General features: G+C 36.6%; 25 protein-coding genes and 1 riboswitch. Of the genes, 3 read left to right on the top strand and 22 right to left on the bottom strand.

Going from position 1 to position 24370, the window contains the following annotated elements:
- Nucleotides 1-607 (top strand): hypothetical protein (locus tag ACQRCC_RS15020; RefSeq protein ID WP_427851552.1); only part of this gene is annotated, 607 nt, incomplete at its 5' end.
- A gap of 57 nt (nucleotides 608-664) precedes the next feature.
- On the opposite strand, the gene dcm is transcribed toward ACQRCC_RS15020, so the two are convergent.
- The 20 genes from dcm to ACQRCC_RS14920 form a co-directional block, all read right to left on the bottom strand.
- A complete protein-coding gene (dcm, locus tag ACQRCC_RS15015; protein WP_427851551.1) occupies nucleotides 665-2050 on the bottom strand; it encodes a DNA (cytosine-5-)-methyltransferase in 1386 nt (461 codons plus the stop codon).
- A 69-nt stretch (nucleotides 2051-2119) separates the two neighbouring features.
- Entirely contained in the window at nucleotides 2120-2593 is a 474-nt protein-coding gene (locus tag ACQRCC_RS15010) for a very short patch repair endonuclease (RefSeq protein ID WP_427851550.1), read from the bottom strand.
- Nucleotides 2594-2608: 15 nt separating this feature from the next.
- Complete coding sequence (locus tag ACQRCC_RS15005; protein ID WP_427851549.1) at nucleotides 2609-3754, bottom strand: hypothetical protein; 1146 nt, start codon at nucleotides 3752-3754, stop codon at nucleotides 2609-2611.
- 275 nt (nucleotides 3755-4029) lie between these two features.
- Nucleotides 4030-4407, bottom strand: a complete 378-nt coding sequence (gene tnpA, locus ACQRCC_RS15000) for an IS66 family insertion sequence element accessory protein TnpA (RefSeq protein WP_427851548.1) — start codon at nucleotides 4405-4407, stop codon at nucleotides 4030-4032.
- 134 nt (nucleotides 4408-4541) lie between these two features.
- On the bottom strand, nucleotides 4542-5354 hold the full coding sequence (locus ACQRCC_RS14995) for an IS3 family transposase (protein ID WP_427851553.1): 813 nt from the start codon (nucleotides 5352-5354) through the stop codon (nucleotides 4542-4544).
- 22 nt (nucleotides 5355-5376) lie between these two features.
- On the bottom strand, nucleotides 5377-5664 hold the full coding sequence (locus ACQRCC_RS14990) for a transposase (RefSeq protein ID WP_262655261.1): 288 nt from the start codon (nucleotides 5662-5664) through the stop codon (nucleotides 5377-5379).
- Between the two features lie 487 nt (nucleotides 5665-6151).
- Nucleotides 6152-6880, bottom strand: a complete 729-nt coding sequence (locus ACQRCC_RS14985) for a hypothetical protein (RefSeq protein ID WP_427851547.1) — start codon at nucleotides 6878-6880, stop codon at nucleotides 6152-6154.
- A gap of 2 nt (nucleotides 6881-6882) precedes the next feature.
- Nucleotides 6883-9990: a DEAD/DEAH box helicase gene (locus ACQRCC_RS14980; protein WP_427851546.1), complete on the bottom strand. Its 3108-nt coding sequence runs from the start codon at nucleotides 9988-9990 to the stop codon at nucleotides 6883-6885.
- Nucleotides 9991-10018: 28 nt separating this feature from the next.
- Nucleotides 10019-11701: a protein phosphatase 2C domain-containing protein gene (locus ACQRCC_RS14975; RefSeq protein WP_427851545.1), complete on the bottom strand. Its 1683-nt coding sequence runs from the start codon at nucleotides 11699-11701 to the stop codon at nucleotides 10019-10021.
- On the bottom strand, nucleotides 11679-12431 hold the full coding sequence (locus ACQRCC_RS14970) for a vWA domain-containing protein (protein ID WP_427851544.1): 753 nt from the start codon (nucleotides 12429-12431) through the stop codon (nucleotides 11679-11681). The genes ACQRCC_RS14975 and ACQRCC_RS14970 overlap by 23 nt, the downstream gene beginning before the upstream one ends.
- 15 nt (nucleotides 12432-12446) lie before the next feature.
- Nucleotides 12447-13763, bottom strand: coding sequence for a protein kinase domain-containing protein (locus tag ACQRCC_RS14965; protein WP_427851543.1), 1317 nt, complete (start codon nucleotides 13761-13763; stop codon nucleotides 12447-12449).
- A 15-nt stretch (nucleotides 13764-13778) separates the two neighbouring features.
- Complete coding sequence (locus ACQRCC_RS14960; protein ID WP_427851542.1) at nucleotides 13779-15089, bottom strand: leucine-rich repeat domain-containing protein; 1311 nt, start codon at nucleotides 15087-15089, stop codon at nucleotides 13779-13781.
- 15 nt (nucleotides 15090-15104) lie between these two features.
- Nucleotides 15105-15626 carry a hypothetical protein gene (locus ACQRCC_RS14955; RefSeq protein ID WP_427851541.1) on the bottom strand — a complete coding sequence of 174 codons (522 nt, stop codon included), beginning with the start codon at nucleotides 15624-15626 and terminating at the stop codon, nucleotides 15105-15107.
- Between the two features lie 8 nt (nucleotides 15627-15634).
- Complete coding sequence (locus ACQRCC_RS14950) at nucleotides 15635-15844, bottom strand: helix-turn-helix domain-containing protein (RefSeq protein WP_427851540.1); 210 nt, start codon at nucleotides 15842-15844, stop codon at nucleotides 15635-15637.
- Between the two features lie 68 nt (nucleotides 15845-15912).
- A riboswitch (cyclic di-GMP riboswitch) is annotated at nucleotides 15913-15988 on the bottom strand.
- Between the two features lie 222 nt (nucleotides 15989-16210).
- Nucleotides 16211-16510 carry a hypothetical protein gene (locus tag ACQRCC_RS14945; RefSeq protein ID WP_427851539.1) on the bottom strand — a complete coding sequence of 100 codons (300 nt, stop codon included), beginning with the start codon at nucleotides 16508-16510 and terminating at the stop codon, nucleotides 16211-16213.
- Nucleotides 16511-16693: 183 nt separating this feature from the next.
- Entirely contained in the window at nucleotides 16694-17368 is a 675-nt protein-coding gene (locus tag ACQRCC_RS14940) for a vWA domain-containing protein (protein ID WP_427851538.1), read from the bottom strand.
- Between the two features lie 243 nt (nucleotides 17369-17611).
- The gene (locus ACQRCC_RS14935) at nucleotides 17612-18694 is read right to left on the bottom strand and encodes a hypothetical protein (RefSeq protein WP_427851537.1); all 1083 of its coding nucleotides are present in this window, start codon (nucleotides 18692-18694) and stop codon (nucleotides 17612-17614) included.
- Nucleotides 18695-18730: 36 nt separating this feature from the next.
- Nucleotides 18731-19360 (bottom strand): helix-turn-helix domain-containing protein, encoded by a 630-nt coding sequence (locus ACQRCC_RS14930; RefSeq protein WP_427851536.1) that lies wholly within the window; start codon nucleotides 19358-19360, stop codon nucleotides 18731-18733.
- Between the two features lie 457 nt (nucleotides 19361-19817).
- Nucleotides 19818-20027 carry a hypothetical protein gene (locus ACQRCC_RS14925; RefSeq protein WP_427851535.1) on the bottom strand — a complete coding sequence of 70 codons (210 nt, stop codon included), beginning with the start codon at nucleotides 20025-20027 and terminating at the stop codon, nucleotides 19818-19820.
- A 315-nt stretch (nucleotides 20028-20342) separates the two neighbouring features.
- Nucleotides 20343-20474 carry a hypothetical protein gene (locus ACQRCC_RS14920; protein ID WP_427851534.1) on the bottom strand — a complete coding sequence of 44 codons (132 nt, stop codon included), beginning with the start codon at nucleotides 20472-20474 and terminating at the stop codon, nucleotides 20343-20345.
- 790 nt (nucleotides 20475-21264) lie between these two features.
- On the opposite strand from ACQRCC_RS14920, the gene ACQRCC_RS14915 reads away from it, so the two are divergent.
- Together ACQRCC_RS14915 and ACQRCC_RS14910 are read left to right on the top strand one after the other, a co-directional pair.
- A complete protein-coding gene (locus ACQRCC_RS14915) occupies nucleotides 21265-21645 on the top strand; it encodes a hypothetical protein (RefSeq protein WP_427851533.1) in 381 nt (126 codons plus the stop codon).
- A gap of 644 nt (nucleotides 21646-22289) precedes the next feature.
- A complete protein-coding gene (locus ACQRCC_RS14910; RefSeq protein WP_427851532.1) occupies nucleotides 22290-22469 on the top strand; it encodes a hypothetical protein in 180 nt (59 codons plus the stop codon).
- Between the two features lie 144 nt (nucleotides 22470-22613).
- On the opposite strand, the gene ACQRCC_RS14905 is transcribed toward ACQRCC_RS14910, so the two are convergent.
- Together ACQRCC_RS14905 and ACQRCC_RS14900 are read right to left on the bottom strand one after the other, a co-directional pair.
- The gene (locus ACQRCC_RS14905; protein WP_427851531.1) at nucleotides 22614-22988 is read right to left on the bottom strand and encodes a zinc ribbon domain-containing protein; all 375 of its coding nucleotides are present in this window, start codon (nucleotides 22986-22988) and stop codon (nucleotides 22614-22616) included.
- Between the two features lie 15 nt (nucleotides 22989-23003).
- Nucleotides 23004-23936 carry a hypothetical protein gene (locus ACQRCC_RS14900; protein WP_427851530.1) on the bottom strand — a complete coding sequence of 311 codons (933 nt, stop codon included), beginning with the start codon at nucleotides 23934-23936 and terminating at the stop codon, nucleotides 23004-23006.
- Between the last annotated feature and the right edge of the window lie 434 nt (nucleotides 23937-24370).

The raw sequence follows: 24370 nt of genomic DNA, 5'->3' as shown, positions 1-24370 counted from the left end.
GTTTGGCGGAAGCTCTAAAAAAATGGCTGATATTGAGCTTTTCAGCAAAATGGGGCTTATCAGCAAAACCATTATATTAAACTGCAATGGTGCTCGCACAGAAGACACCAAATTTATCCCTGTTGATTTTGAAGAAATTATGGATGCATCGATATCATTTGAAGAATCAACCTGTTATGATCATTTCTATAATGGAACCTTTTTATTCTCCATTTTCAGAGAACCTTATAGACCTGCACCGGGAAAAAGTGTTCCTCTTTCTGACTGCGAGTTCCTCGGCTTTAAACGTATCAGTTTTAATGATTATTTTGTTGAAGTAGAAGTCAGAAAAACTTGGGATAGAGTCCGTCACCTTATATGGTACAACGAATTGAGAGATGTCGTAGAGCGCCGAAAAGACGGAACTCCTATCATTAATCCATGTGGCACAGTAAAATCTGCACCAAATTTTCCAAAAGCCTCTGAAGGCCAAGTATTTCTTCGTGGAACAAGTACTAACTCGACATATAAGCCAGTATGCATCAATGGTGTAAATATGACTTTTCAGAATTATTGGGTAAGAGGTGCATACCTTGTTGGCTTATTAGACCAGACAGAATATCTATAAGACTATATTACAAAGAATGCAGGGTTCAAACACCCTGCATTCACTTATTTGTATCTATTATTCTTCATTTTCAAAGATTTCACTTAATAGTGGTTCCATCTGCTCGATGAGATTTACTACAAGCGCATTTCCCATCATGAAACGGCGCTTCTTAACAGGCATTTCAACAACTTCTCCATCTACTAAACAATACTTTGTATGATCTGTAGGAAAGCCCTGAATACGCTCAGTCTCACATGCTGTAAGTAATCTGATATCTCCGGTCTTTTTGTCCCGAACAATATGTGTTGTCCGACTAAAATTCCCTTCAGAAGTCAACATCGTACGTGCTGGTTTATCATATCTATCTACCATTGGAATTGCACCCTCTGAAAAGATGTATTCATGCCCATTTTCAGATTTACGTGGCAACTTCTTTGCTCCCTTCAAATATTGCCATGTTTGCCTACATTCTTTTGGTAATTTTTCATGAGTTTCATCACTATGGGTATCATTAGGATTTTTATAATACAGCTTCTCCACGGGAATAAAATACTGTTTATCTACATTTCCAGTTTCCATGATGTCACCCAGTGTAATCTGCTCACCATCATATTTTGGCATTGTTTTAAATGTATAGACCATACCATCTTTCATGACACCGGAATTTTGAAATCCAAAAGTAAATGATTCAGATAATTCTCCGAGTCCTTCTGGCAATTCAGTACTCTGTAAAACTTTTGAATCCACATCGTATACAGGAAATGATTCAGCAAAAAAGCCATCTTTCAAAAGAAGTTTTGTCATACTGATTCTTTTTTCTTCCAATTCAGATTCTTTGTTATATGCCACACTTTCCTGAATTCTCGCATTATATTTTGTTTCATTTTTATAAGCAAAAATAAAAGTTCTTCTTCTTCTCTGTTGATAACCATATTCTGCAGCATTAATAACACGCCATTCTACTGTATATCCCTCATCTCGTAAACAAGCAAGAATAATACCAAAGTCTCTACCGCGCTGTTTTGCCGGAGATTTTATCAATCTATCAACATTTTCTAACAGAATAAATGGTGGCTGCTTTTCTTCGACTGTCTCTCTAATTGACCACCACAGGATACCTTTTTTTCCTTCAAGACCTTTAGATGTTGATAAAGTAGACGCTACCGAATAATCCTGGCAAGGAAAACCTCCTACTAATAAATTGAAATCCGGAATTTTCTTTTTATCCACTTCTTCTATATTCCAATTAGTTGTATCATTACCATCTTTATCTAAGCATGTACCAAAACGATACACATAGCAACTATGTGCATACTGTGTCTTCTTTTCTGCCGGTTCCCATTGACTAAACCAAACCGTTTCCCACTTTTCTTCTTTATTATCTTCAATACTTTTAATATTATTTAAACCACAACGAAAGCCACCTACACCAGCAAACAATTCACATACGGTTTTGTTCATTAGTAATCCTCTCTTTTCTATAGCATAATCAGATTATAGCACAAGATGGCCAATTGATCAACTATTATCTCAATCATCTTCCGAATATATTTCTGTACCAATTTTCGTTTCGAAAATAATCTCTTCGATGACTCTCACACATTCATCTGTGTTTTTCAAAATTTCTTTTCCCCAGAAATGTACTACTGTCCAACCAGCAAATAACAACGCTTTATCTTTTTCTCTATCCCGTTCCATATTCCGTTCAATCTTTGGAATCCAGTAATCTGGGTTCTTCCCTTTTTCGAGCTTTGGTTTTAAAACTTCCCAATCTTTCCCATGAAAGAATTCACTATCGCAAAAGATTGCAATTTTATATTTAGTTAATGCGATATCAGGTCTACCTGGAAGGTTTTTTAAATTTTTTCTGTATCGATATCCTCTGTTCCATAAAGCTTTTCTTAGAGTAACCTCAATGCTCGTATCTTTTCCACGAATTCGGCTCATATTTTTATGGCTTTTTTCAGATACTTCGCCATGGAACCTTGGTTCACATTTTTTCATTAATATCACTCGCTATCATTTTGAAACATTAATCCCAATTTCTCCCCAAGTTTGAGCCACAAAATTATAGTTATTACCATTAGCATCACACATAGTATTTACAATAGAAATTAAATTTTTCACAGATTCCGGATGCTCTATTGCAACTAATATCCCTCTGTCCGGTTTAATACCATCATATATCAATCCATCCCAGTACATCCTCAATTGATAAACATCTTTACTAGTTGTAGTTTCTTTTTTACCTTCATATATGGTAATTCCATTTGATGATTTACAATATAAATCTATGCGTACTTTATCTTTTTTATTTCCAGTACTTGTAAAAACATATAATTCCGTAGTAATGACTTTATTAGGATCCGGATTATACTTAAGCATATTATCCTTCAATTGTTCAAACAAATCTGTTTCATGATCTGCCATGGACACATCTTTTTCCGGCATACTCATGTTTGAACGAATCCATGAATATAAATTATCCAATCTAACATCACCTTCTCGCAGACCATTTTTGGATGTTCTTGTTTCCGGTAATGCATCCTTATTATCCGATTTTAAATTAATTGTAACTAACAAATAGTTATATGAATTATGCTTTTCTATACCCCATATTTCTTTAAACAGATTATAACATAGCATTCTTCCATTAATACGAATCTCTACGCCAGAGGAAGACATATTGCGTTTATAGTATTTTCTTACTGTTGAATTATCAAACTCCTTTCGTGTTGCTTTTTCATTAATCTTCCCAAATTTGTATTCAATTGTCACAGTTCCATTGCCCAAATTGAAATCTTGGCTACCTGAGCCTGGTCTAATATAATCATCCCAGTCTGGTTTTACTGCGCCCACTGCGCGATTGATTCTCTCACCATTTGCATCAATCATGTCAATAGTAATACTAACGCCATTTTCTTCTATCACTCCAGCATAGACAAATCCAATATCTTCGCATAATACATCTGCGATTGATTTAAAATTTGTCATTCCGCCTCTAATTCCACGCGCTATTGTCAAATACATCTCTCTAGTACATGTAAACTTAATTATCGTACCTGATCCATTTAATTTTCCTGGCCATTTTTTATCTCTACAAATAATGCCAGTAAAGCCATCTATTTTATACGGGGCAGAAATCTTTTTAAATAAACCATTCATATAATCTTCTTGTGTACGCGTATATATTTCCCACGTATCTAAAGTGACCCCCTATTCCTGCCCACAAATCTTCAACACAAGGATGATTTGAAATATTCATAATACTCTCCATGATTTTCTCCTTAATTATAGATTTTCTTTCGTGATTTTTATGTTACATTTCTCTAACTTTCATTTTACAGAAGTTGTAATCAATATATTATATAGTTACTTCCCATTTACCATATCGTTTTCCGTTTGCCCTACGAATAAAAATCTTGTCAAAACCGGTTGCATCATTCAGCATGTAAAAGACCTCCGATTCTGCTTAGCAGTTCCGCAGAAGCCGTGTTTGAAATCTCCAGCGAAAAGGAGTCCTCTCGAATGATCCCATCTGGTCTGAATGCAGCTGATAATCCAATGGATTGTTCAGGTATCCTTAATTCAACAAAATCAACCGATGGTTCTGCAGATACACTTACTGCTGGAAACGAGGAAGACTCTATTATAGAGATATAAGCCTCTTCACGTAGTCGACGTTGCCAATAAAAAAATGCCTTGTCAGAAATACCATGTTCTCTACACCAGGCTGTTTTACTCATTCTAAAGTGAACCCATTTGTCAAGACACTTTTTTAAAAAATTTAAGTTGGATTTCAGAAGGGATAATCCCATCCTTTTCTCCCTTGTTTACCCACTAAGTGTGGATATATGAGCTGTCAAGGGTGTGCTGCTGAGCAGCTTCCGAAGGAACCCTTTACAGCTCATATATCCGCGCTTACCCTTCTGGGAAGGGAGAGACAGGATAATTACCTGTCCCAGTAGACTTCCTTTGGCGTGCGATATTTTAGCCGTGAGTGCGGACGCTCATGATTATAAAAGTTCATGTAATTATTAATACCGATACGTGCATCTCTGGGTGTCTCATATGCATTTGGATACACATCCTCATATTTTACGGTTCTCCAGAGCCTTTCCACGAAAATATTATCGTAAGCGCGACCACGGTGATCCATACTGATTTTTGATCCGGCATCCAGAAAAATCTGTGTGAATTTTGGGCTCGTAAAATGACTTCCCTGATCAGAATTCATGATCTCAGGTTTGGATACCTTCAATGCTTTGTGGCTGGTATCCAGAACAAATCCTATTTCCATGGTATCACTCAGCTGCCAATGCAGCACAAACCGTGAGTACCAATCGATGATTGCCACCAAATAAAGCCAATCTGTTTTGACTGGTATATAGGTAATGTCAATGGACCAAACCTGATCAGGATGGTCGATTTTGAGCCCTTTCAGCAGGTAAGGATAAATTTTATTGGCCGGCTCCGGCTTGCTTGTATTTTGCCGTGGATATATGGCCTGTATGCCCATTTCCTGCATATGACGAAGGACTGCTTTGTGATTGATCAGATAATGCTCTTTTTCGTTAAGATACCAGCAAATGCGGCGGTATCCATACATCGGGTATCGGGTATAGATTTTGTCAATCATCTGCTTTATGTACAAATCCTCTCTAGAATGTGGAGCCGGCTGATAATAGAGCCCGCTTCTATTAAGTTCCAAAAGGCTGGCTTGTACGGAAATCGGAAGAGTCGATCCGTTCATCTCCACAAGCAGGCGGCGTTCCGGTACGCTAAGCTTAGAAACCAGATTTTTTTTTCAACCACTCATTCTGAGTGGTGAGTTTGCCAATCTGAGCATACAAATCGTTGATCTCGGCTTCGCGTGCTTTTTGAGCCTTACGTTCTTTTGATGAGTTGTCCTGGAACAGTGTATACAGTTGGGTTTCCGCTTCTCGCTTCCACTTTGAAAGCATGTTTGGATGAATATTGTTCTCAGCAGCAATCTCATTAATGGTACGCTCACCTCGAATTGCTTCAAGGACAAGTTTGGATTTTTCCTCTGGTGAATGTTGTTGTCTTGCCATAGTTGGACTCCTTTCGTTATAAAAATCATACGGGAAATCCAACTTAGAAACAATGATTTTTTTGTCTTAATTTATGGGTTCATTATATTCCACTAGCCAGACATTCTTTTATAATCTTAGTCCATTGTTCGCAACGGACTTTGTGAGTGATTCTATCCATGAGATAGCCCTCCTTGAAAAAACTTAGATTTTATAAAGGGATTATCTCATAAAAACTAGTGTTTGACACGGTACTCGCTATTGTATGTTTGCATAATGTCATATGTTGGAATCTCATAAGATGAATACTCCAGTCCACTATTTCCGCTGCTTCTTCTAAAAACACTTATGGCAGCTATTCCGATTGTAACCATCAAAACAACTGCCACAAAAGTAATCATGCTCTTATATGTCTTCAGCTTCTTCCAATCATTATTCTTTATATTTCCTCTAAAACTTCCTTGAGGGTTGGAAAATTTTTTTCATTCCATCACGTCACTCAGAATTTTTAAATAAAGAAACTTATCACTCCAACAATAATTGAAATTACAGAAATACCCATAAGAATCGTTGTTCTCTTGTTAAGTTCATCCTTCAGTTGTTTATTCTGATTATACAGATTTGAAATATTTGTCTTCTGCAAAGTATCGATAAATTCGAAATACTTAGTTGTAAGCTGGCTCTCACAATTCTTTATTTCATTCTGTGTTTGCTGAAGTGATACAATATACTTCCCTTGACTTTCAGAAAAAGCAGCATTTCTTTCTGCTAATAACTTATCAATATCAGCCTTTAATACATTATTTACTCTGATGTTATCTTCGACAATCTTTTTTGCAGACTCATCAAACTTATCTAAAGTAGAAGCAACCCCATCAGCATACATTTTCCCTTGTTGCTCTGCCTGGTCTGCAAGTGTCTGAATCTTCTGCTCAACATCTTTCAGTGCCTGTAAATATCTGCTCTGCTCATTTGCAAATGACTGTAATGCTCTGTCTACTTCAGCAGCAATGTCATTCTTAACTCTGTTATTGCTTGAAATATTCGCGTTTTCAATTGTATACGGAAGATTGTCTACCCGTGATATTAATGCAGATGACTGAATTCCAAACTCAGAGTTCTGCTGCTTAATCTGCTCCAACATCTTTTTTAACAACATCTGAAGCTCACTGGATGCTGCCACATTCTGCTGAAAAAGCTCTATATCTTTTTCTAATTCTTCTATTGATCCAAGCATATTTATCTCCTTATAAATCCGTTGAATTTTTCATTTGCTGCTCTAGCCATAACACCGTAGAAAAGCATATCTCTCGGTGACTTCTTATAAATGGCATCAACCACTTGTGATAATTTAAGACCGGTTATATTATTGCGGTCATCAATATATCTCAGATAGCTCCATTTCGCTTCATCTGTGCAAGACACATATAGTTCTGCCATTGTTAGCAAGAAATTTTTCTGTTCATCTTCATTCAATTTTCCCCAGAATCTTTCAATTCTGGTTGCATCAAATCTGCCTATACGACTCCAGTTACCAATAAAAAGTAAATAGTCAAGTTTATATGAATAGCTGTTACTGTTAATTCTTTCCAAATTAGACAAAGTATTCTTGCCAATTCCAGTAATAACCTGTTTAGACAATTCAGAAAACGTCATATTACTATAGTATTCTTCATCTTCCTTAATATGGATAAAAGGAAGCGTAAAGTAGTCTTCAATTTCTTCTGTAATCTTCAACGAATTACAATCTGTATTAGTCGTCAAAAACTCAAACACATCCAAGAACTGTTCCTTATGATGATATAGGAATTTTTCATAATACCAAGTCACATAGATTTTTAATATATCTTCTATCTTCTTAGCTTTCGATACTTTGAAAATACTCTCACGATCATTACCCATTGACGCAAAATAATCTCTTGAAGTCTTTCTCATTCTCTCAAGCATACTTGCATCATCAAGCATTACTATTCTATGTCCTCCTGAATCAGGCACCGAGCATATGTCAACTATAAGTTCTATCTCATCTGTTGCATCTATAACTCTATATGTGTACCAATCTTTTACATATCCAGTTACATACAGCATATAAATCAGCTGTTTATAGACCTCTATACCTTTTGCTGGATAATCTATGATGTACACCGTCTTTTTACCAGTATGAAAATCCGAATAAATATCAATCAAGCGATCATACAGAATATCACTGGTATCTGCCCCGCAATTAAGTTTATGATATACATCAGCATAATCATTGTTCATTTCATTTAAAATTTGTGGAAGGTTGTCAATAACCGTTTCACGTTTCAACAAATACGCCGGAATATTCTCCTCTGATGGTTTCAGATATACCACATAAGAGGTTACTCTCTCTTCTGCGCGTCCAGCTCTTCCGATTTCCTGTACAAATTCATTCTTCGATACTGGCATTCCAAAATGTACTGTGCAGTTAACATTTGGAAGGTTAATACCTATCCCCAGTTCATCGCTTGCCACAAGAATTCGACACAGTCCCTCTGCAAATTGTGCATAAGACTCAGATTTGTCACTTGTAAACACATCTGCTTCGTATCCGATAGCGTCCGCCACCATCTCTGATATCTCATCACTCTTGGTAAACACAATAGCTCTTTCATTTCTATGAACTATATCATTTGCTATTAAACGTACCTGTTCTAACATTTCCTCAGTAGTGTCTACCTCTCTGAAATTATAACGGACATTGTTCTTTTCAAATAAAACCGGAGAAAAAAAATTCTTAAACGGTATATCCAACTGCTTCTGAATATCCTGAGCAACCGTATAATTTGCTGTTGCTGTAAAACCTAAATATCTGGCATCATCCAGATATTTACTCATATTCTTTGAGAGCATAAGATATTCTGGTCTGAAGTCATGTCCCCAATTCGACAAGCAATGTATCTCATCAAGCACCACATATGATATTTCCTTCTTCCAACGCTTAAACACCCCAAAAAGATTTCTATTTTGAAATGTTGCCGGAGTAAGAAACATAAGATTTGCACCTGGCTTAAAAAATGAGAAATCATTTCCGCTTCTCAAATCTAAATGAGTAACATTATCAAAATGATGGAATTTTCTTAAATTTCTTATCTGGTCTTTAATTAGAATATCTGTAGGCGATACAACAAATACTACCTGTGGTTGCAGCAAACAAGCAAAGTAATAAATCAAAGATTTACCACTTCCTGTAGGCATAATACATACCGCATGTCCATCGGAGTTCATCATCGAGCATAACGCATCAAACTGTCCTTTCTTAAATGAAGTAAACGGAGATATTTCTCTCAATACAAATTCGAGGTCTGCTCTATTCGATTTATCAAGTCTGTATTTTATTCTGCTTCCGTATCTAATTCTTCTTCGTAATCCCTGATTGCTAGTATAATTCTCGACATAATAATCAGCCTTTGAATCAACCGATATACTTTTCCCTTTTGAATCCTCTATAACTTTGATAGAGCAAATAGAAGACCTGGTTAATCTTCCAAATACAGCCAAATATTCGTTCAGGATATCCTGCGCTGCGGTAACTTCATCCTTATCTCCTAGAATATTAAGTTTGAGAATAGTCTCTCCCTCTGGCTTCAATAAATCAAGCAGAATCATGATATATCTATAGACATGACCATAATTCAATTCATGGTTAAAAGGATGGTTCTTCATATACTGGGGATATGCATCCTTCGTAATATGTGAATCTCGTATCAGGAAGTTATATACCAAAGCATGAACACTTGGAAACGGATTATAATCGTTCAGATCTTCATGATTAGTTCCTTTTACGATAAAACCAAAGTCACCATTTCCTACTCCGCAAGGGATACCTCTTACCAAACTTCCTTGTGAGAGATCTAAATTGATGTATCTGTCATAGTTATCATAATCTATGCTCAGTTCACCAGCTTGTTCCTCAGCAAGCTTTTGCTCTTGCTCCTTTCGCTTCTTTTCCTGATTCTGTGCCTGTTCTTTTTGGGCTCTCTCTTCTTTTTGTTCAATCTCTTTCTGCTTCTTTTCACCAAGATATTTCTTATACTCAGCTATGACTTTTTTACTGCAAATTTTGACCCATTCATTTATTGCCTCAGCAGCCTTCATCTCCTGCATGTCATGCAATGTTACCAGACGATTAATCAACTTTTTCTTCTCAAAATCAGAATCCTTTCCGTTGACAAGTGCTTCAAGCACACCTACTTCATAGGCTTTCATCATTCTATTAATTCTTCCCACATCATTTGCATAAGAATCAGAGAACACACTTTTCAGTTTTTTCTCATCATCCAAAATATCAGAGCGACTAATAAATATCTGCGTTAAGTTCTCCACCTTAATGCCTCCTTGTTTTTAATCCTGCCTATTCTTCAGGTGTAACAGCAGTTGAAGTCTCTATATCTTCCTCTGTTTCCACATTAGCGTCAGGTTGCTCTGTCATTTGAGATACTTTTGCTATCTGCTCAGCAATGGAAACTGTCTTTTCTGAAATTACAATCATATTTTGCGGTTCAGATACTGTTTTTTCTTCTGGCACACTCACTTCCGTTTCCTCTGCCGTTGAAGATTGTTCTGAAACAACGTTCTGAGCTTCTATTCCAGTCACCTCATTATTTGCTTCAAAGACCTCTTCTGTATTTTCAGCACAAAATGAACTCTCAATATATTCTGCAACAATAGCTTCTTGAACTGCTGTATCTTCTTCCACCTTTACTATAACGCTGGTATCTGTTGCAGCGACTTCTGCCATTCCAGGTTCACACTGACCAATCACATTTAGTATTCTAAGCTTCAGATTATCTATTTTTCTCTGAAGAATTAATATCTCTTCATCCATCTGAGCCATATTGACTCTCAATTCATTAATCTGGTTATATATTTGATGCTCCAAAGGAGTTCTGATTCTTGGACGCATCATTGCAGATAATTGGGATGTCAAAGCCTTCTCTTTTTCTTCATTTACCGATGCTATGTGATGTTTCTCTTTGAGTTGATTTTCCAAATTGAACAACTCAGTCTGTGCGTTAAATACAGGAGCCAGTTCTGTCACTCTCTGAATATCCATAATCAGAGCTATTGACACATCATCACCACTGCCTCTTTTGGTAAGAACTGGCAAATACTCTTTTATCTCAGACTTTCCTACTTCAATTCCATGCTCAACAAATATCTTCACAATAGATCTGTATAATGCATACATCTCTTCGACATTGGCATAAGAATCATCAATTCCATCAGAACCGCAGAATACGGCTGATGGCATTTCCTCTGTTACGAAAAATCGGAACTCATCCGATGCATCGCTATCACAGATTGATGTTGTCACATTCATCTGACAATTATCATCCCATGGAATAGGTTCAGAAATCAAGCCATTCTGGTCGATGACAACACACTTTCCATCGCCTATCTGCATACCAAAAGAAAACTTCTTCGTAACAACATAAGCAATCAATGTACAGCCATATGCCTTTTCTGCTCTTCTCTCACCAATATTTTCAGGCATATATCTCTTTTTGTACTTTTCTGAAACATTCGCCATCTCAGATTCCAGAAATGGATTTTCTTTAACATCCTTCTCAACGAATTCACGCCACTTCATAAGAATATTTCTTGAAAGATATTGAAGAAGATGCGTTTCGTTGATTTTTGTATGTAAAAGCTTGTCTATAAGCTCATTGCTTTCCTTTTCACTTATCTCTAAATCCCCAGGATTAGGATTATATATCTTTCCAACAAAAGCCTTAATTTGTTCGATTGCGGTATCTACTGCGAACCTAGATCCTCTATCTGTACGGGGATAGTTATTGCTTCCGTGTCCATCTGCAACAACGCAAATATGCATTTGGTCGTCATTATAAAAACCAGATGCATCTTCACATACTTTGCTTGGCTCTGCTTTTATATGGTTATATCCCGTTTCTGTCGCAGCGAACGAAAATATATTATCGGTCATATGTGCCTCGCCTCCTGCTATATAATAAGGACTGCCTACCACTAGGCAAGCAGTCCCATACTTACAATTAGTCCCATTCACCCCAATCATTATCATCTGCACTTACTGGTGCACCATTATCTTCATCAACATCCTTAACAACTGCTGATACAATATCTGCTGAATCCTGATCTGGTGAAGTTACTGTATCTGAAGAAGCTTTACTATGGCTCTGGAATTCAGATGCGCGAACACTTACCTTGTGAATCATCTTCTTAAGGGTAGCAGTATCTTTTGCATCAAGAATAGCCTCTGAATTTCCAGTAAACTGTGCAAGTACAGATCTATCAGATCCGCTTTCAATATCAATAGCAATCTTAATTGCATGCTTAAACCAGTTGTTCTCTTTAATCTTATTTAAGCCAACTTCCCAATTATCAGTAGGGCCACCATCACTCAGCAATAAAATTACTGGTGCATATGCTCCTGTCTGAGAATTAAGATACTCATTTCTTGAGAGCTTTTTATCTAATTCTAATAATGCTACACCGAACTCAGTCATTCCTCCTGCTTGAAGGTCATTCCAAATGATATCATCAAGACCTACCGGACCAGATGCCGGAGTAACCCATGAACATCCACTTGAAAACTGAAGGATTGCAACCTTAATTTCCGCATCATCATTCGCTGCAGCAACCTCCTTAAGAAGAGGGATACATTCTTCCATAGCTGCATTTACAGTTCCGATTCTTGATCCACCCATACTAGCGGATGTATCTACCAAATAAAATAAAGTCATTACCTTTCGAGGTGATGGTGTGATTTCTTCTAACAGTGACATTTTTGCTTCCTCCTATTAAATAATCTTTCCTGCATCTTTTGGATTGGTTGTACACTCAATCGTGAAATCCTTTTTTACAGGGACTACTGCGCCAGGAGCCAATGGTTTCTGGCTTCCGTCTGGAAGGTTTACCTTCCAACTCAATGTGCTGAGATTCTTGATACCAAATACATTAGGATTACTTGGATTAGCGATAATTTCTCCAAGCTTTGTCTCTACATCATTTTGTGATGAATCTGCATGCCACATCATGAGTTTTGTTCCCGGATAAAGAGGTACTGTTACTGTACTGAACTGTATCGCATTAGGAACCATTATTTTCTTCTTACATTCAATACATGTATTTCCTCCCTGCTGTGTAATAAATGTTTCCTGCTTACAGTGAGGACACTTTACAATATTTGCCTTGAATCTGAAGAATACATCTAACCACTCTTTCTCAATTACTCTTGGAGCCTTCTTAAGCATTACATCTGAACTGAATGCTCTAATGAAGAGGTCTTTGATATATTGAGGATAAACTGGCCAGAATGTTTTTAAGTTTTTGTCTGTTCCCGGAACCGGTCTGTTTCTATCATCATTTGGATCTAAAACAAATACTGGCTCCTCTCCGTAGTATCTTCTCTCCAGTTCTTTTGTCATACATGGAGGCGTAGATCTCTTTCCTTCCAATGGATGGTTAATGAACAACAGTCTGAAAAGAATTACTGCGAGTGAAAATCTATCAGATTGCTTGTCCGGATCATTCTTTCCTGTAACAACTTCTGGAGCCATATATCTTTGCTTACCAAGAATTCCAAGGTTTACACCAAATGGTGAAACATTGTCGTTATCACAAATAAGAACCTTTCCGTTTTCAGGATTAATAAAGAAGTTTCCATTATTGATATCCTGATAGCTATATCCACTGTTATGTAATTCTCTAAATGCCTGAATAATGTTTATTGCCGCATCTGCAATTGCATTAAAGGACTTAAATCTAACCTGCTTCTGCTTCTTTGAACCAACAAAGAATTCTGTCAACTCATAGTATCCTGCAGGTCTTACCTCCATGATGTAGCCAAACACACCTGCATGTACTTCTGTAATACCAAGAGGCCAGAGGAAGTCTTTTGTAGGAGCACCTTTTTGGATGTTATTTTCAAGATTCTGATAGAACTCCTTCTCTTTTCCTTTGAAAACATCCTTGTGATACCACTTCAAAGCATATTCTTTTCCATTGTAGGAAACCTTGTAAACCGTTCCCTGTCCGCCAGAGCCAAACTCAGCTAAAACCTTAGCCTCTCCGCCGTATTTCATTTTGACTGTATCGCCAACTTTTAATGATCCCATGATTTCCTCCTCAACCTATCGTTTTGATGCATCCTTGATAGGAATGCCCTCATTTCTTGCATATTCAAGTCCCTTGCTACCTGCATAACAATAAATTGTTAATTTCGGATTATTGTTGTCCGAATACCAACCGTTTCTTCTTCTATCATATGGAGAATGATACTCGTGCAAATTAAATACTTCTTTTCCAATATCAGTCAACGTACTCGGTAGCGTTATTTCTGTCATTGCACTACAATTTTCGAAAACATTATTTTCAATTGCATACAGCCCCTCGTTAAGCTGGACATTTTTCAACATTCCGCATGAACAAAAAGCATATTCAAGAATTTTTGTCACCTTAACAGGCAATGTGATTTCTTGCAACTTTGAGCATCCAAAAAATGCAAACTCTCCAATAGTTTTTAATTCATCAGGCAATAGCACTTTCTTTAATGTTGAACAGCTACTAAACGTCCTTGACTTTATCTCAGTAATACCGTTTGGTAAATCAATTTCTTCCAGAGAAGAGCAACCACTAAACGTTTCCTTTCCCAAATATGTTAATCCTGTCGGAAGTATAATATGCCCTATTGTAGTCTGAGCAAACACTCCTTCGTTTTCCATACTCATTAGATAGCTAAACCTATCTGTTTTCGAACTGTCTTCTTTGGAACCAATTCTTTTCAGTGTACTAGGCAAAATTACTTCCTTTAACATTGGACACTCAGCAAATGCCCCATTTTCGATATATGTAATTCCCTCTGCTATAATTATCTTTTCAACAGATTTGCATGCTTTATATGCATCTTTTCCAATCCCAACAACTTTTTTCCGATCAATTGTGCTTGGTACAGTCAGCTCTTTCTCATCAAATCCTTTAAACTTAATTATTTCAACACTATCTGCATCTACTGATTTAAGATCAAAATAAAAAGCGGAGCCGGCCACATTTTGTACAGACTGAGCTCCAATAGTGGCATGTTTTATTGGTCGAGGCTGTGGATTTGCATTTGCTCCGCTACTCAGCAAAATGCTTGGTTTATGTATTTTTGCAGCAGTACCTACACCAATACACTGGTCTATCCAAGCATCAAGTCCTTCCATTACATACTTTTCTTGTAAGCCATAATCGTTCACTATTCTTTGTACATAAGCAGCATACTGAGAATCAGTAATTGCCCCTGCTCTTCTAATCTCACGCGGCACCCCACTCTCATACACATCTAACAGTACATTCATTTCTCTTGTTTGCCCTGGATATAAATCCAAAATAACCGCTCTCATTAATGAACGACTTTGCAAACAATCCTTTGAATATCCTATTACTTTACTTAAATCAATCATTATAGTATTCCTCTCTTAATGCACCATCTGCAGCACCATAGTCATGAGCTGTGACTGAGGCATCATCAAATTTATAGTCTGGCTTCCAAACTGTAATGCAACTGCATCTGTATAAGGAATAATCGCCGTCAAGTTCTTAATTTTCTTTTCAAATCCATGCTCAGGCGCAACAAAGATAATTCTTTCATTAGTAACAAAAACAACGCCCTCTTTGAACTCGAACCATTCCTGATCAATTGGTCTGGTCGTTCCGTGCATATTATGCATTGTCCAGTTCTTGGTTACTTTGTAGCTGCTTCCGCCACGTCTGCTTGAATATGATCTTTCCTTCTGCTTAACTGCCAAAGCAGCTTTGTCCATAAAATGACAGGTTTCATTTTGTCCTAACATAATCGTTGAAGGATTAAATTTAGGAAGCTGTCCAGTCATAATTTCATTTGATATACGCTGCGGAACCAAACTTTGTAATTGAGGTGCGTCTTCACTTAGACGAATTCCAAATAAAGAAGCAACGAATCTACTTCCTTTTCCTGCCATATCATCACCTACGCTTCTTTAGCGTTCTTTCTCCAATTCTTATACTCACCGGTAGTTACTCTGCCATCCTTTGGCTTCTCAGCATCCGCCGGTATCGCCCAATCCCTTCCGAATTTTTTTGCGCCTTCTATTCGTCCTTCAGCGCACATCCTTTGTACTCGTCTAGGAGTTATATTCCAATTTTCTGCTACTTCTTTTATCGTCAAAAATTCGTTCATCTAGAATCCTACCTTCAAACTAAAAAGAGCATCTGAATATAGTACTTCCAGCTATACTCAAATGCTTCTACTGTAACTGGCTACCATTTTATAGGTCCTATAGCTTTGCGTCACAAGCTTTCGCTTGCTTTGCCTAAAAATGTATGAAGCTATAAATTATCATATACTTCTTGACGAACTTTGTCAATAGTTACTATTTTTTCGAAGCATTTTCTTCATAATATTGTGATTTTTTACATATATTATTTACTTAAGCACGAAATCAGGCTGAATATGTCGCGGAAAAAGCGACATTTCAACCTGATAGTTATTGTATCACTGCTCAGGCAATCTTGCATGCCATCAAATCAATGCCATATGGACTCTTCATCCAGGTTCCACTTGCATTTTTAATAGTGACTTGTCCGGCTCCCAACATGTCTGAAAAAGAATAACTCTTGGTACTCTATTCTCAATCAGCTTCTTCCTTCCACTAGACATCCTTTTCATTTTCCGATGAATTTCTGGTTCACCCAACGCAGCTCTGTCGATAAATATTTCGCCATCTTCCATCTTTTTCATTTTTCCCCAGTCATCATTATTTACATTATAACAACAATAACTGTAAATGAGCATGGTATCATCCGCAGCTATTAGATTCATATATCCACCGATTTCTCTGCTCATATTGATCATCCTTCCAATCTGTGGTTAATCTTTCTGGTTCTTCTTTTTTCTATATTACTTTCGAATGCTGTTCAAAAATCTGCACTTCCAAAAAAGCTGGTAGCTCCATCGGCCACTAGCTCATTAATCGTTATTTTAAGAGGTCAATAACAGTATTGAATGTGTAAAAAGAATAAATCACACTCAACAACTAAATGATTTTTCCCCCCTACCGTTTTTCTTATGCTCTTCAATCTCCTCTGCCCAGTTACCATCAAATACTTCTTCCATGCTTTCCGCCTGTACTGCTTTTGACACCGCCCTACCCACGGCTTTGAAATTAATAGCAACACCTTCCGGGTCATTTTCATATGTCACAGAACGGTTACGGGCAATACCGATTCTTTCCGCTTCTTTCCCTGCATCAATGTTGGCACCAAGGAATAAGAATTCCCATCCACACTCTTTTTTTGCACTGATCATTCTCCGGATCTGTTCATATGTAAAATTTTCACTGGAATTTTCCAATCCATCCGTAGTAATAACGAAAATAACTTTTCCGGCTTTGTGTGCTTCCGGAAGATGTTTCTGGACATTATCGATCTTTTCAATAGCAGCTCCCACTGCATCCAGCAGTGCCGTACAGCCCCGGACATAGTATTCTTTTTCTGTCAACGGCTCAATAATCTCAATTGGAAACCGATCATGAATGATCTCCACCTGATCATCAAACAGCACCGTTGTAACATTTACTTGCTTCCCTTCAGATTTCTGTCTCGCAATCATTCCATTAAATCCACCAATAGTATCTGTCTCCAGTCCTCCCATGGAACCACTTCTGTCCAAAATAAAAACCAACTCTGTTAATCCTGTATTCATGTGATTACCTCCTTCTTGACCCTGTTTTACAGGTCATAATGGCATCCCTTGTGGGATTACCTCCTTCCATCGTTCATAATCACATTTTATATACAGAACCAACTGAGTTGGTCGCATACCAGGCGACAATTATTTCGCCATTTAATATTATTGTAAATATCTTTATACTATATCGGAATTCCTCTCGTAATTTCTTTCTTCACCTCAAATTATTCACAATGATCAACTAAAGTTTCATACTATCTATTTCTTGATTATATTCCTTTCCTCTAACCATTTTGTAAGCACATCGTGTATTTTCATGGCATCTTCCGTTGTTATAGATTGAATTTCTAACAAATCCTCTGGTGATCTTTTGCAAAGTTCTCCTATAGTCTCAATGTTCTGCTGTCTCAACTTCATCCGTAACACATAATCCAGATCCAACACGTATAATTTCATATTCCCCCATGTTCCGTTAAAATATGGGCTGCACGCCTCCCATCCACATCTTGCCATAAAATCTGCGTAGTCATCTCGTAAACCTAGATTTTCATCTATAAACTTTCTACAATCTGCAATCGTTTTAGCAGTTCCACTTTCAATATACCTAAAATAATTCAGTTGCCTAAGTGCAATAATTTGTTTTGCCTCTAGCGGAAACAGTATAGCTTTCACTTCCGGAAAATTCGTATTCCAGTACCAGTCGTCTCTCTCATTTTGCTTTTCTTTTTCATTGTAATATAAATATGCCTCTTTGAATAAGCGAACAAATTCTTCTTGACCCAACTCTTCTCTAAGTCGTTTTTTGAATTGCTCTGTATCATTGCCGTTATCTGAAAGAATAATTTCGCTTGTAATCTCACTGATAAATTCATTTATAATATCAGCGTGAGATTCTCCATACAGTTCCATAAGATGATTCACTTCATTACTTTCGAAAAATCTTACACATCTTGCATTCCGAAAATCATAGAATGGACTGACTAATGAGAATATTCTTGTCATAATGCTTGAAGAAACATTATCTGCCGAAAAGTAGCTATGCTTCTTTGAAGGATGAATATACTTGTTCCTGATTCCCATTGCGTAACCAAAATGGTATTCATTAGAATATAAATGCTTCTTTACATACTCTAAATCTTCCCGCGACATTCTGCGTACACAATCCAAAGCAATATCGTACAACCATTTTCCATATTCCCCTTCCCCAGCAAGTTTTAGACCTTTATCATATACTCTTATTGCCTTGTCTGCCCTTGCGCTATAACGAATTACAATTTCTTCATCCTCTTGTATATACACGTATTCATCTATATACACTAAAAGTTCATTCCATTCCTTCATCTTTTCCTCCACAATTGCCTTTTACCATTCGACTAATTAACCAAATACCGGCTGCCCATAAGCATACAGTACATCATTGATCTCAAACATATCATAGATTTTATTCTGCAAAAAATATGCCACTATAATATCTGTTTTGGAACTTCTGGATAATGCAAACCCGGCACTGCGGAGCAGATCCTTTGCTTCGTCCAAGGATAACTCCAATGCTATTGTAAACGCCAGTACCGTTTTCTTATTTGGGGCATAGTTGATATCTTTCCGTATCTTTGAGAAATGCCTCCGGTCAACATAGGCTTTTGTATAAACTTCAGAATCTGTCAATCCTCTCTCATCAATCATACGAAGAAGACGCTGAGAAAATGTCTCTTCCATCTGATTCATCAGATCATCTATGTTCCGGTTCGTCGCCATTGTCTGCGACATTTCTTTGGTAATCTTCGTTTTTTTCATGCTGCTCACATCAAATTCCGCTGGAGCAGACATATCTGTCTCATAGTCAGCAGGTGCTTCCTGCTTCTTCTGTTCCTTTCTCTTTTTTCGGAAGCTTGTTATTTTATCAAAAATGGATTTCATTTCTTCATCCATCCTAATATCATCTGTCCCTGGCTCATAGTATTTATCTATGTACTTTCCAACTTCCTCAATCAATTCTTTGTTTGCCATATTCTCCGCCACCTTCATGTACATAATTATTTCTAACTCAACTACACTGTAACATTTTCCAGACCCTTTATAGTCGCATAACAGGCGACATCTTTATCAAATATTCGCCTACGGCTTAATATTTTTCGTACATACTACACACCATCCCGGTTCACACTTCCAATTGAAGTTTTACAGCACGCACAATGTAAGATTATTTTACCAGATGACTTTTCCTTTAACAACGCCTCTCATACATGAATTATTTCCACATCCGGATACATGAAATCAACGAGATATGATTCTTTCCTTTTTAGTTCAGTTCCATCACTTTGATTATTTTTAATATCACCTGTAAAACGAAATAGTTTAGGATGGAAATAGCATAATGTAAAGCGTATAACATACTATGGGTTGTTTTTTCCAAGTGTTTTCCAAGTCATCTTAACTTGTCACCCTTATGTATTTTTTGCCACCTTTACCTGACATTCTTATGCATTCTTTTGTCACCTTTACCTGACATTCTTTCTGCATTCAATAAAGCTGCCACCTTTACCTGGTATTCTTTCTGCTTTCTTTTGTCACCTTTACCTGACTTACTTTCTGCATTCAATAAAGCTGCCACCTTTACTTGGTATTCTTTCTGCTTTCTTTTTGTCACCTTAATCTGACATTTTTCTGCATTCAATAAAGTTGCCACCTTTACCTGACATTCTTATGCATTTTTTGTGTCATCTTAACCTGACATTTTTTCTGCATTCAATAAAACTTCCACCTTTACCTGGTATTCTTATGCATTTTTTGTGTCATCTTTACCTGACATTCTTTCTGCATTCAATATAGCTTCCACCTTTACCTGGTATTCTTTCTGCTTTCTTTTTGTCACCTTAATCTGACATTCTTTCTGCATTCAATATAGTTGCCACCTTTACCTGACATTCTTATGCATTCTTTGTGTCATCTTAACCTGACTTACTTTCTGCTTTCAATAGAGTTGCCACCTTTACCTGACATTCTTATGCATTCTTTTGTCACCTTTACCTGACTTACTTTCTGCTTTCAATAAAGCTGCCACCTTTACCTGGTATTCTTTCTGCTTTCTTTTTGTCACCTTAATCTGACATTCTTTCTGCATTCAATATAGTTGCCACCTTAACCTGACATTCTTATGCATTCTTTGTGTCATCTTAACCTGACATATTTTTATCCATTAGCTTAACAGTTATATAATATCTGAGCCATTCTATGAGATTCTTTCGTGTTCCATTTTTAGGATCATTCCTTTATTTAGCAATTATTCTGCCAGCATATTACATTGATCTTTTTGCTACCATTTCAAATCACATGGTATCAATATAACTTTTAATTGTATATATATACATTTTATTTTCTCGCTTTCTTGCGAAATATATGATTCTTTATTGATTTTTTTTAATATACCTATTATTAACCACTTTTTCCCAGTTGGAAAAGGAATTTTTAATGCGTATAACATACTATGTATCAGTTTTTCCAACCCTTTTCCAACCCTTTTCCAACCCTTTTCCAAGTGCATTGTTATTTGACCTTTTTTATCATATTAGAATTGTAAAAATAAAAAGAAGGAATATATAATATGGCTTATTGTTTTATGCATATTCAAAAAGTACAATCGTACGATACCTTAACATCTATGTACAATCACAACTATTGCATTGCCGATGTTAAAAATGCGGACAAAGAGAAAGAATCTCTTAACGAAGCAATCATCCGCCTCCCAAACGGGAAGACATACAATGATGTCTGTCGTGAACGAAATCAAAGAGATTGTGACAGCCTTTTCCAGGTCTGCTTTTATAAATGTTGATGAGTGAAAGAAAGCAAACGAAAAATGATTTAAGGGAACACTTAATAAAGCTCCTGATGGCAAGAGCCATGTAATCAGTATGGTATATCATGCCGATGAAACCTCTGCCAATCAGGAATACCAGATGGTTCTTCTTTCCGATCAAGGATCCGTTTATACTTCAAAGGCATTTAACGATCTTCTTCCAATGTATGTGACAAAATCCATGTCCAGAGCAGGAACTCCTACCGATAATAGCGCAATGGAATCCATCAATGGCTGGATCAAAGCAGAGCTTTTTCTGAATTTTCATGTCACAGGGGAACAACCTATTCATGAAAAAGTAGATAAATATATCAAGATCTTCAATGAAGAATGTCCGACGGATGACAAATCAAATCTGTTCATGAGTTCATACCGTCAGCGAAAGCTGTGCAGCGTTTCTTGGAGCGATGTCAAGGGTGTCGTACGGCTTGTGTAGTCTTACGATGTAACTGAATAATATTTTGAAATTCGTGTCCAAAATTTGTTGACTAGTGCAATGTGTTATTCTTTTGCACTGTTGATACCTCCTTTACGTGGTATGTTTTTGCATTTATAACCATCTTTACTTGACATTCTTTCTGTGTCACTCTGTCGCTTTTTAGTGCCATCTTTACGTGCCATTTTTACTTGCGCCAGATGTGGTTTTGGGGTTTACACTGGAGGATTTTCCATTTTAGCAGCTAAGAACACATTCCATGTGGTTCCTTTATGATCCATTTTAGGCTTATTTTGGGATTATTACTCTACCATCGTATGCATTGTCCTTGCAACATTTTTGTTTCTCATGACATTTATATTATTTGGGAAGACGCATATTTATACTGTATATTTATCATTTTATTTTCCCGCTTTCTTAAGAAATCTATGATTTTCTATTGATTATTTTTAATATACCTATTTTTGTGTGCTTTTTCCCAGTTGGAAAAGGAATTTTTAATGTGTATAACATACTATGCATCAGTTTTTCCAACCCTTTTCCAAGTCTTTTCCAACCCTTTTCCAACCCTTTTCCAACTGCGTTTTTGTTTGACCTTTTTTATCATATTATAATCGAAAAAATAAAAAGAAGGAATATATAATATGGCTTATTGTTTTATGCATATTCAAAAAGTAAAATCGTACGATACCTTAACATCAAAGTTCAATCACAACTACCGCATTGCCGATGTAAAAAATGCGGACAAAGAGAAAGAATCTCTTAACGAAGCAATCATCCGCCTCCCAAACGGGAAGACATACAATGATGTCTGTCGTGAATAAAATCAAAGAGATTGTGACAGCCTTTTCCAGGTCTGCTTTTATAAATGTTGATGAGTGAAAGAAAACAAACGAAAAATGGTTTAAGGGAAGTAAGTCATGCGCTTCCTGTTCCGTGCAGTCATTTAGCGTGGTTAGGAGCTTTTGTTAGAATCTACACCCGCACTTTGGACAATACTCAAAGTCCTCCATCGTTTCATAACCGCAATTTCTGCATTTCTTATACAAATAGCCATGATTTCCGTATTCGGTTCTGGTAAGATATTCTGGAATGATTTCTACATTTTCTCCGCGTAAAATTCTTTTACCAATTTCCGGATTCAGCTCATATACCACATTGCAGCAGCTTGTCTGAACATAGAACCGCTTATTCCACTTTAAACACGGAATAAAAAATAAAGACAAAACTGTGTATGTCATGAACACCTGATATCTTCCGTACTTTCCACAAACATTACATAGTATCGTCTGTGTAAAATCCAAATCCTTTCTTCCATTTGTGATACCCATCATAAAAAACATCTTGTATTTCCTTTCCTAAAACAAATCCAGCATATTATCCAGATATACTGCTTCCCGAACATGTATATGATACTCTGGCTTTGTCATATAATAGAGCAAAAATTCCAGAATCAATGCACTTCCAAGTCCCCGTCCTTCGATTTTAAAATTCGAAAATCCCATCGGTAGATAGACATTTTTGATATCTTCTATTCCAATAAATCCAGGACTCTCCATAGCTTTTGAAAATCGATAACCCTCGTTTACTTCAGGAGCAGTACATTGAAAGTCAGTACTGTTTTCTCCAAGAGATTTACGACTAACCGATTCATAACACCGCTTCCTGTCTTTACATCCAAAAAAACAGCATTCATTGCACAGAAATTCTACTTTATCTTTTTCCGATTCGGATAATGAATTCAAGTTCTCAAAATCTTTATTTAATCGAAAATCAGGAACTGCATAAAGAAAATCATCCCGCTTTACTTCATTCAGGAATGCCTGAAAATCCGTCAAAACCTTAGTTGTAGATGAGACAAAATAAAAATTGGGATAATTCGTTTTCAAATAATCCAACAGTAATTCCGAATGAATAATGACACCATTTCGTGTTTTATTATTTCTTCCAAATATCTTACACAAAGAATTGCATTTCTTGTCTGAAAGATGTTCTTTCCTTAGTAAAGAATTACTAAAAGTCAATCTCGCTGAAATCCTGTACTCTTCCATCAGAGCCAGAACATCTACCGGATCATGATCACCATATCCTACACGTCCTCCACCCCAGACACAATCTGCCGGAGCTCCATATATAGATCCAATCTCACACCAGTCATAAAAGTATTCTCTATGCTCACGATACAATCGGAGAAATTCCCGATATAAGTCATAAAACTCAAACAAACCCGGAAGGTGAAAGTATGCGATATATGCCTTATCCTTTTTCATTTTCACATTACTGTCTTTCATTTTTTGCCTTCAATTCTCTTACAAATAAAAATAAAATAATTCAATGCTGTAAAATGTAATTTATCATTTTACAGCTATAAAAAGAATAGCACTAGTTCACTCCTGTGACAAGCAGATAACAAAATAACAATAACAGAGGTATTTGAATGGTCAGATGAATTTAATAAGGCAGTATGAATGATACACAACTGTAAATCCAAACTGCCTTAATCGGGTAAAAGTATATAAATATATTAAGAATAACAGAGTTATTCAAAATACCATTTTCATGAATGATATCATAACAGGAATTCAATTAGTGAGTAAAACAAGCTTATCAGTTTATTCTGCATAACATACCATAAGATAAGAACCTTCCAGAATATCATACGAATCCAGATTATTAATATCTTTGAGAACATTAACATATTCTGCAACAGAGTCATAGCGGTCAT

Source organism: Sporofaciens sp. SGI.106, from assembly GCF_050314255.1.
In the GTDB taxonomy this organism is placed as follows: Bacteria; Bacillota; Clostridia; order Lachnospirales; family Lachnospiraceae; genus Claveliimonas.
Note: the sequence above shows the minus strand (reverse complement) of the source record. Positions and strands in the feature narration are given on the sequence as shown.

Bases quoted from the DNA above. Each gene is read 5' to 3' on its own strand.
- ACQRCC_RS14960 (WP_427851542.1), bottom strand. From the start codon at position 15,089: ATGATTGATTTAAGTAAAGTAATAGGATATTCAAAGGATTGTTTGCAA.
- ACQRCC_RS14975 (WP_427851545.1), bottom strand. From the start codon at position 11,701: ATGATTGGGGTGAATGGGACTAATTGTAAGTATGGGACTGCTTGCCTA.
- ACQRCC_RS14950 (WP_427851540.1), bottom strand. From the start codon at position 15,844: ATGAACGAATTTTTGACGATAAAAGAAGTAGCAGAAAATTGGAATATA.
- ACQRCC_RS14930 (WP_427851536.1), bottom strand. From the start codon at position 19,360: ATGGCAAACAAAGAATTGATTGAGGAAGTTGGAAAGTACATAGATAAA.
- dcm (WP_427851551.1), bottom strand. From the start codon at position 2,050: ATGAACAAAACCGTATGTGAATTGTTTGCTGGTGTAGGTGGCTTTCGT.
- ACQRCC_RS14920 (WP_427851534.1), bottom strand. From the start codon at position 20,474: ATGCAGAAAGAATGTCAGATTAAGGTGACAAAAAGAAAGCAGAAAGAA.
- ACQRCC_RS14955 (WP_427851541.1), bottom strand. From the start codon at position 15,626: ATGGCAGGAAAAGGAAGTAGATTCGTTGCTTCTTTATTTGGAATTCGT.
- ACQRCC_RS14900 (WP_427851530.1), bottom strand. From the start codon at position 23,936: ATGAAAGACAGTAATGTGAAAATGAAAAAGGATAAGGCATATATCGCA.
- ACQRCC_RS14970 (WP_427851544.1), bottom strand. From the start codon at position 12,431: ATGTCACTGTTAGAAGAAATCACACCATCACCTCGAAAGGTAATGACT.
- tnpA (WP_427851548.1), bottom strand. From the start codon at position 4,407: ATGGGATTATCCCTTCTGAAATCCAACTTAAATTTTTTAAAAAAGTGT.
- ACQRCC_RS14965 (WP_427851543.1), bottom strand. From the start codon at position 13,763: ATGGGATCATTAAAAGTTGGCGATACAGTCAAAATGAAATACGGCGGA.
- ACQRCC_RS14905 (WP_427851531.1), bottom strand. From the start codon at position 22,988: ATGTTTTTTATGATGGGTATCACAAATGGAAGAAAGGATTTGGATTTT.
- ACQRCC_RS14940 (WP_427851538.1), bottom strand. From the start codon at position 17,368: ATGAATACAGGATTAACAGAGTTGGTTTTTATTTTGGACAGAAGTGGT.
- ACQRCC_RS14910 (WP_427851532.1), top strand. From the start codon at position 22,290: ATGGCTTATTGTTTTATGCATATTCAAAAAGTAAAATCGTACGATACC.
- ACQRCC_RS14945 (WP_427851539.1), bottom strand. From the start codon at position 16,510: ATGAGCAGAGAAATCGGTGGATATATGAATCTAATAGCTGCGGATGAT.
- ACQRCC_RS14985 (WP_427851547.1), bottom strand. From the start codon at position 6,880: ATGCTTGGATCAATAGAAGAATTAGAAAAAGATATAGAGCTTTTTCAG.
- ACQRCC_RS14935 (WP_427851537.1), bottom strand. From the start codon at position 18,694: ATGAAGGAATGGAATGAACTTTTAGTGTATATAGATGAATACGTGTAT.
- ACQRCC_RS15010 (WP_427851550.1), bottom strand. From the start codon at position 2,593: ATGAAAAAATGTGAACCAAGGTTCCATGGCGAAGTATCTGAAAAAAGC.
- ACQRCC_RS14990 (WP_262655261.1), bottom strand. From the start codon at position 5,664: ATGGCAAGACAACAACATTCACCAGAGGAAAAATCCAAACTTGTCCTT.
- ACQRCC_RS14915 (WP_427851533.1), top strand. From the start codon at position 21,265: ATGGTATATCATGCCGATGAAACCTCTGCCAATCAGGAATACCAGATG.
- ACQRCC_RS15005 (WP_427851549.1), bottom strand. From the start codon at position 3,754: ATGAATGGTTTATTTAAAAAGATTTCTGCCCCGTATAAAATAGATGGC.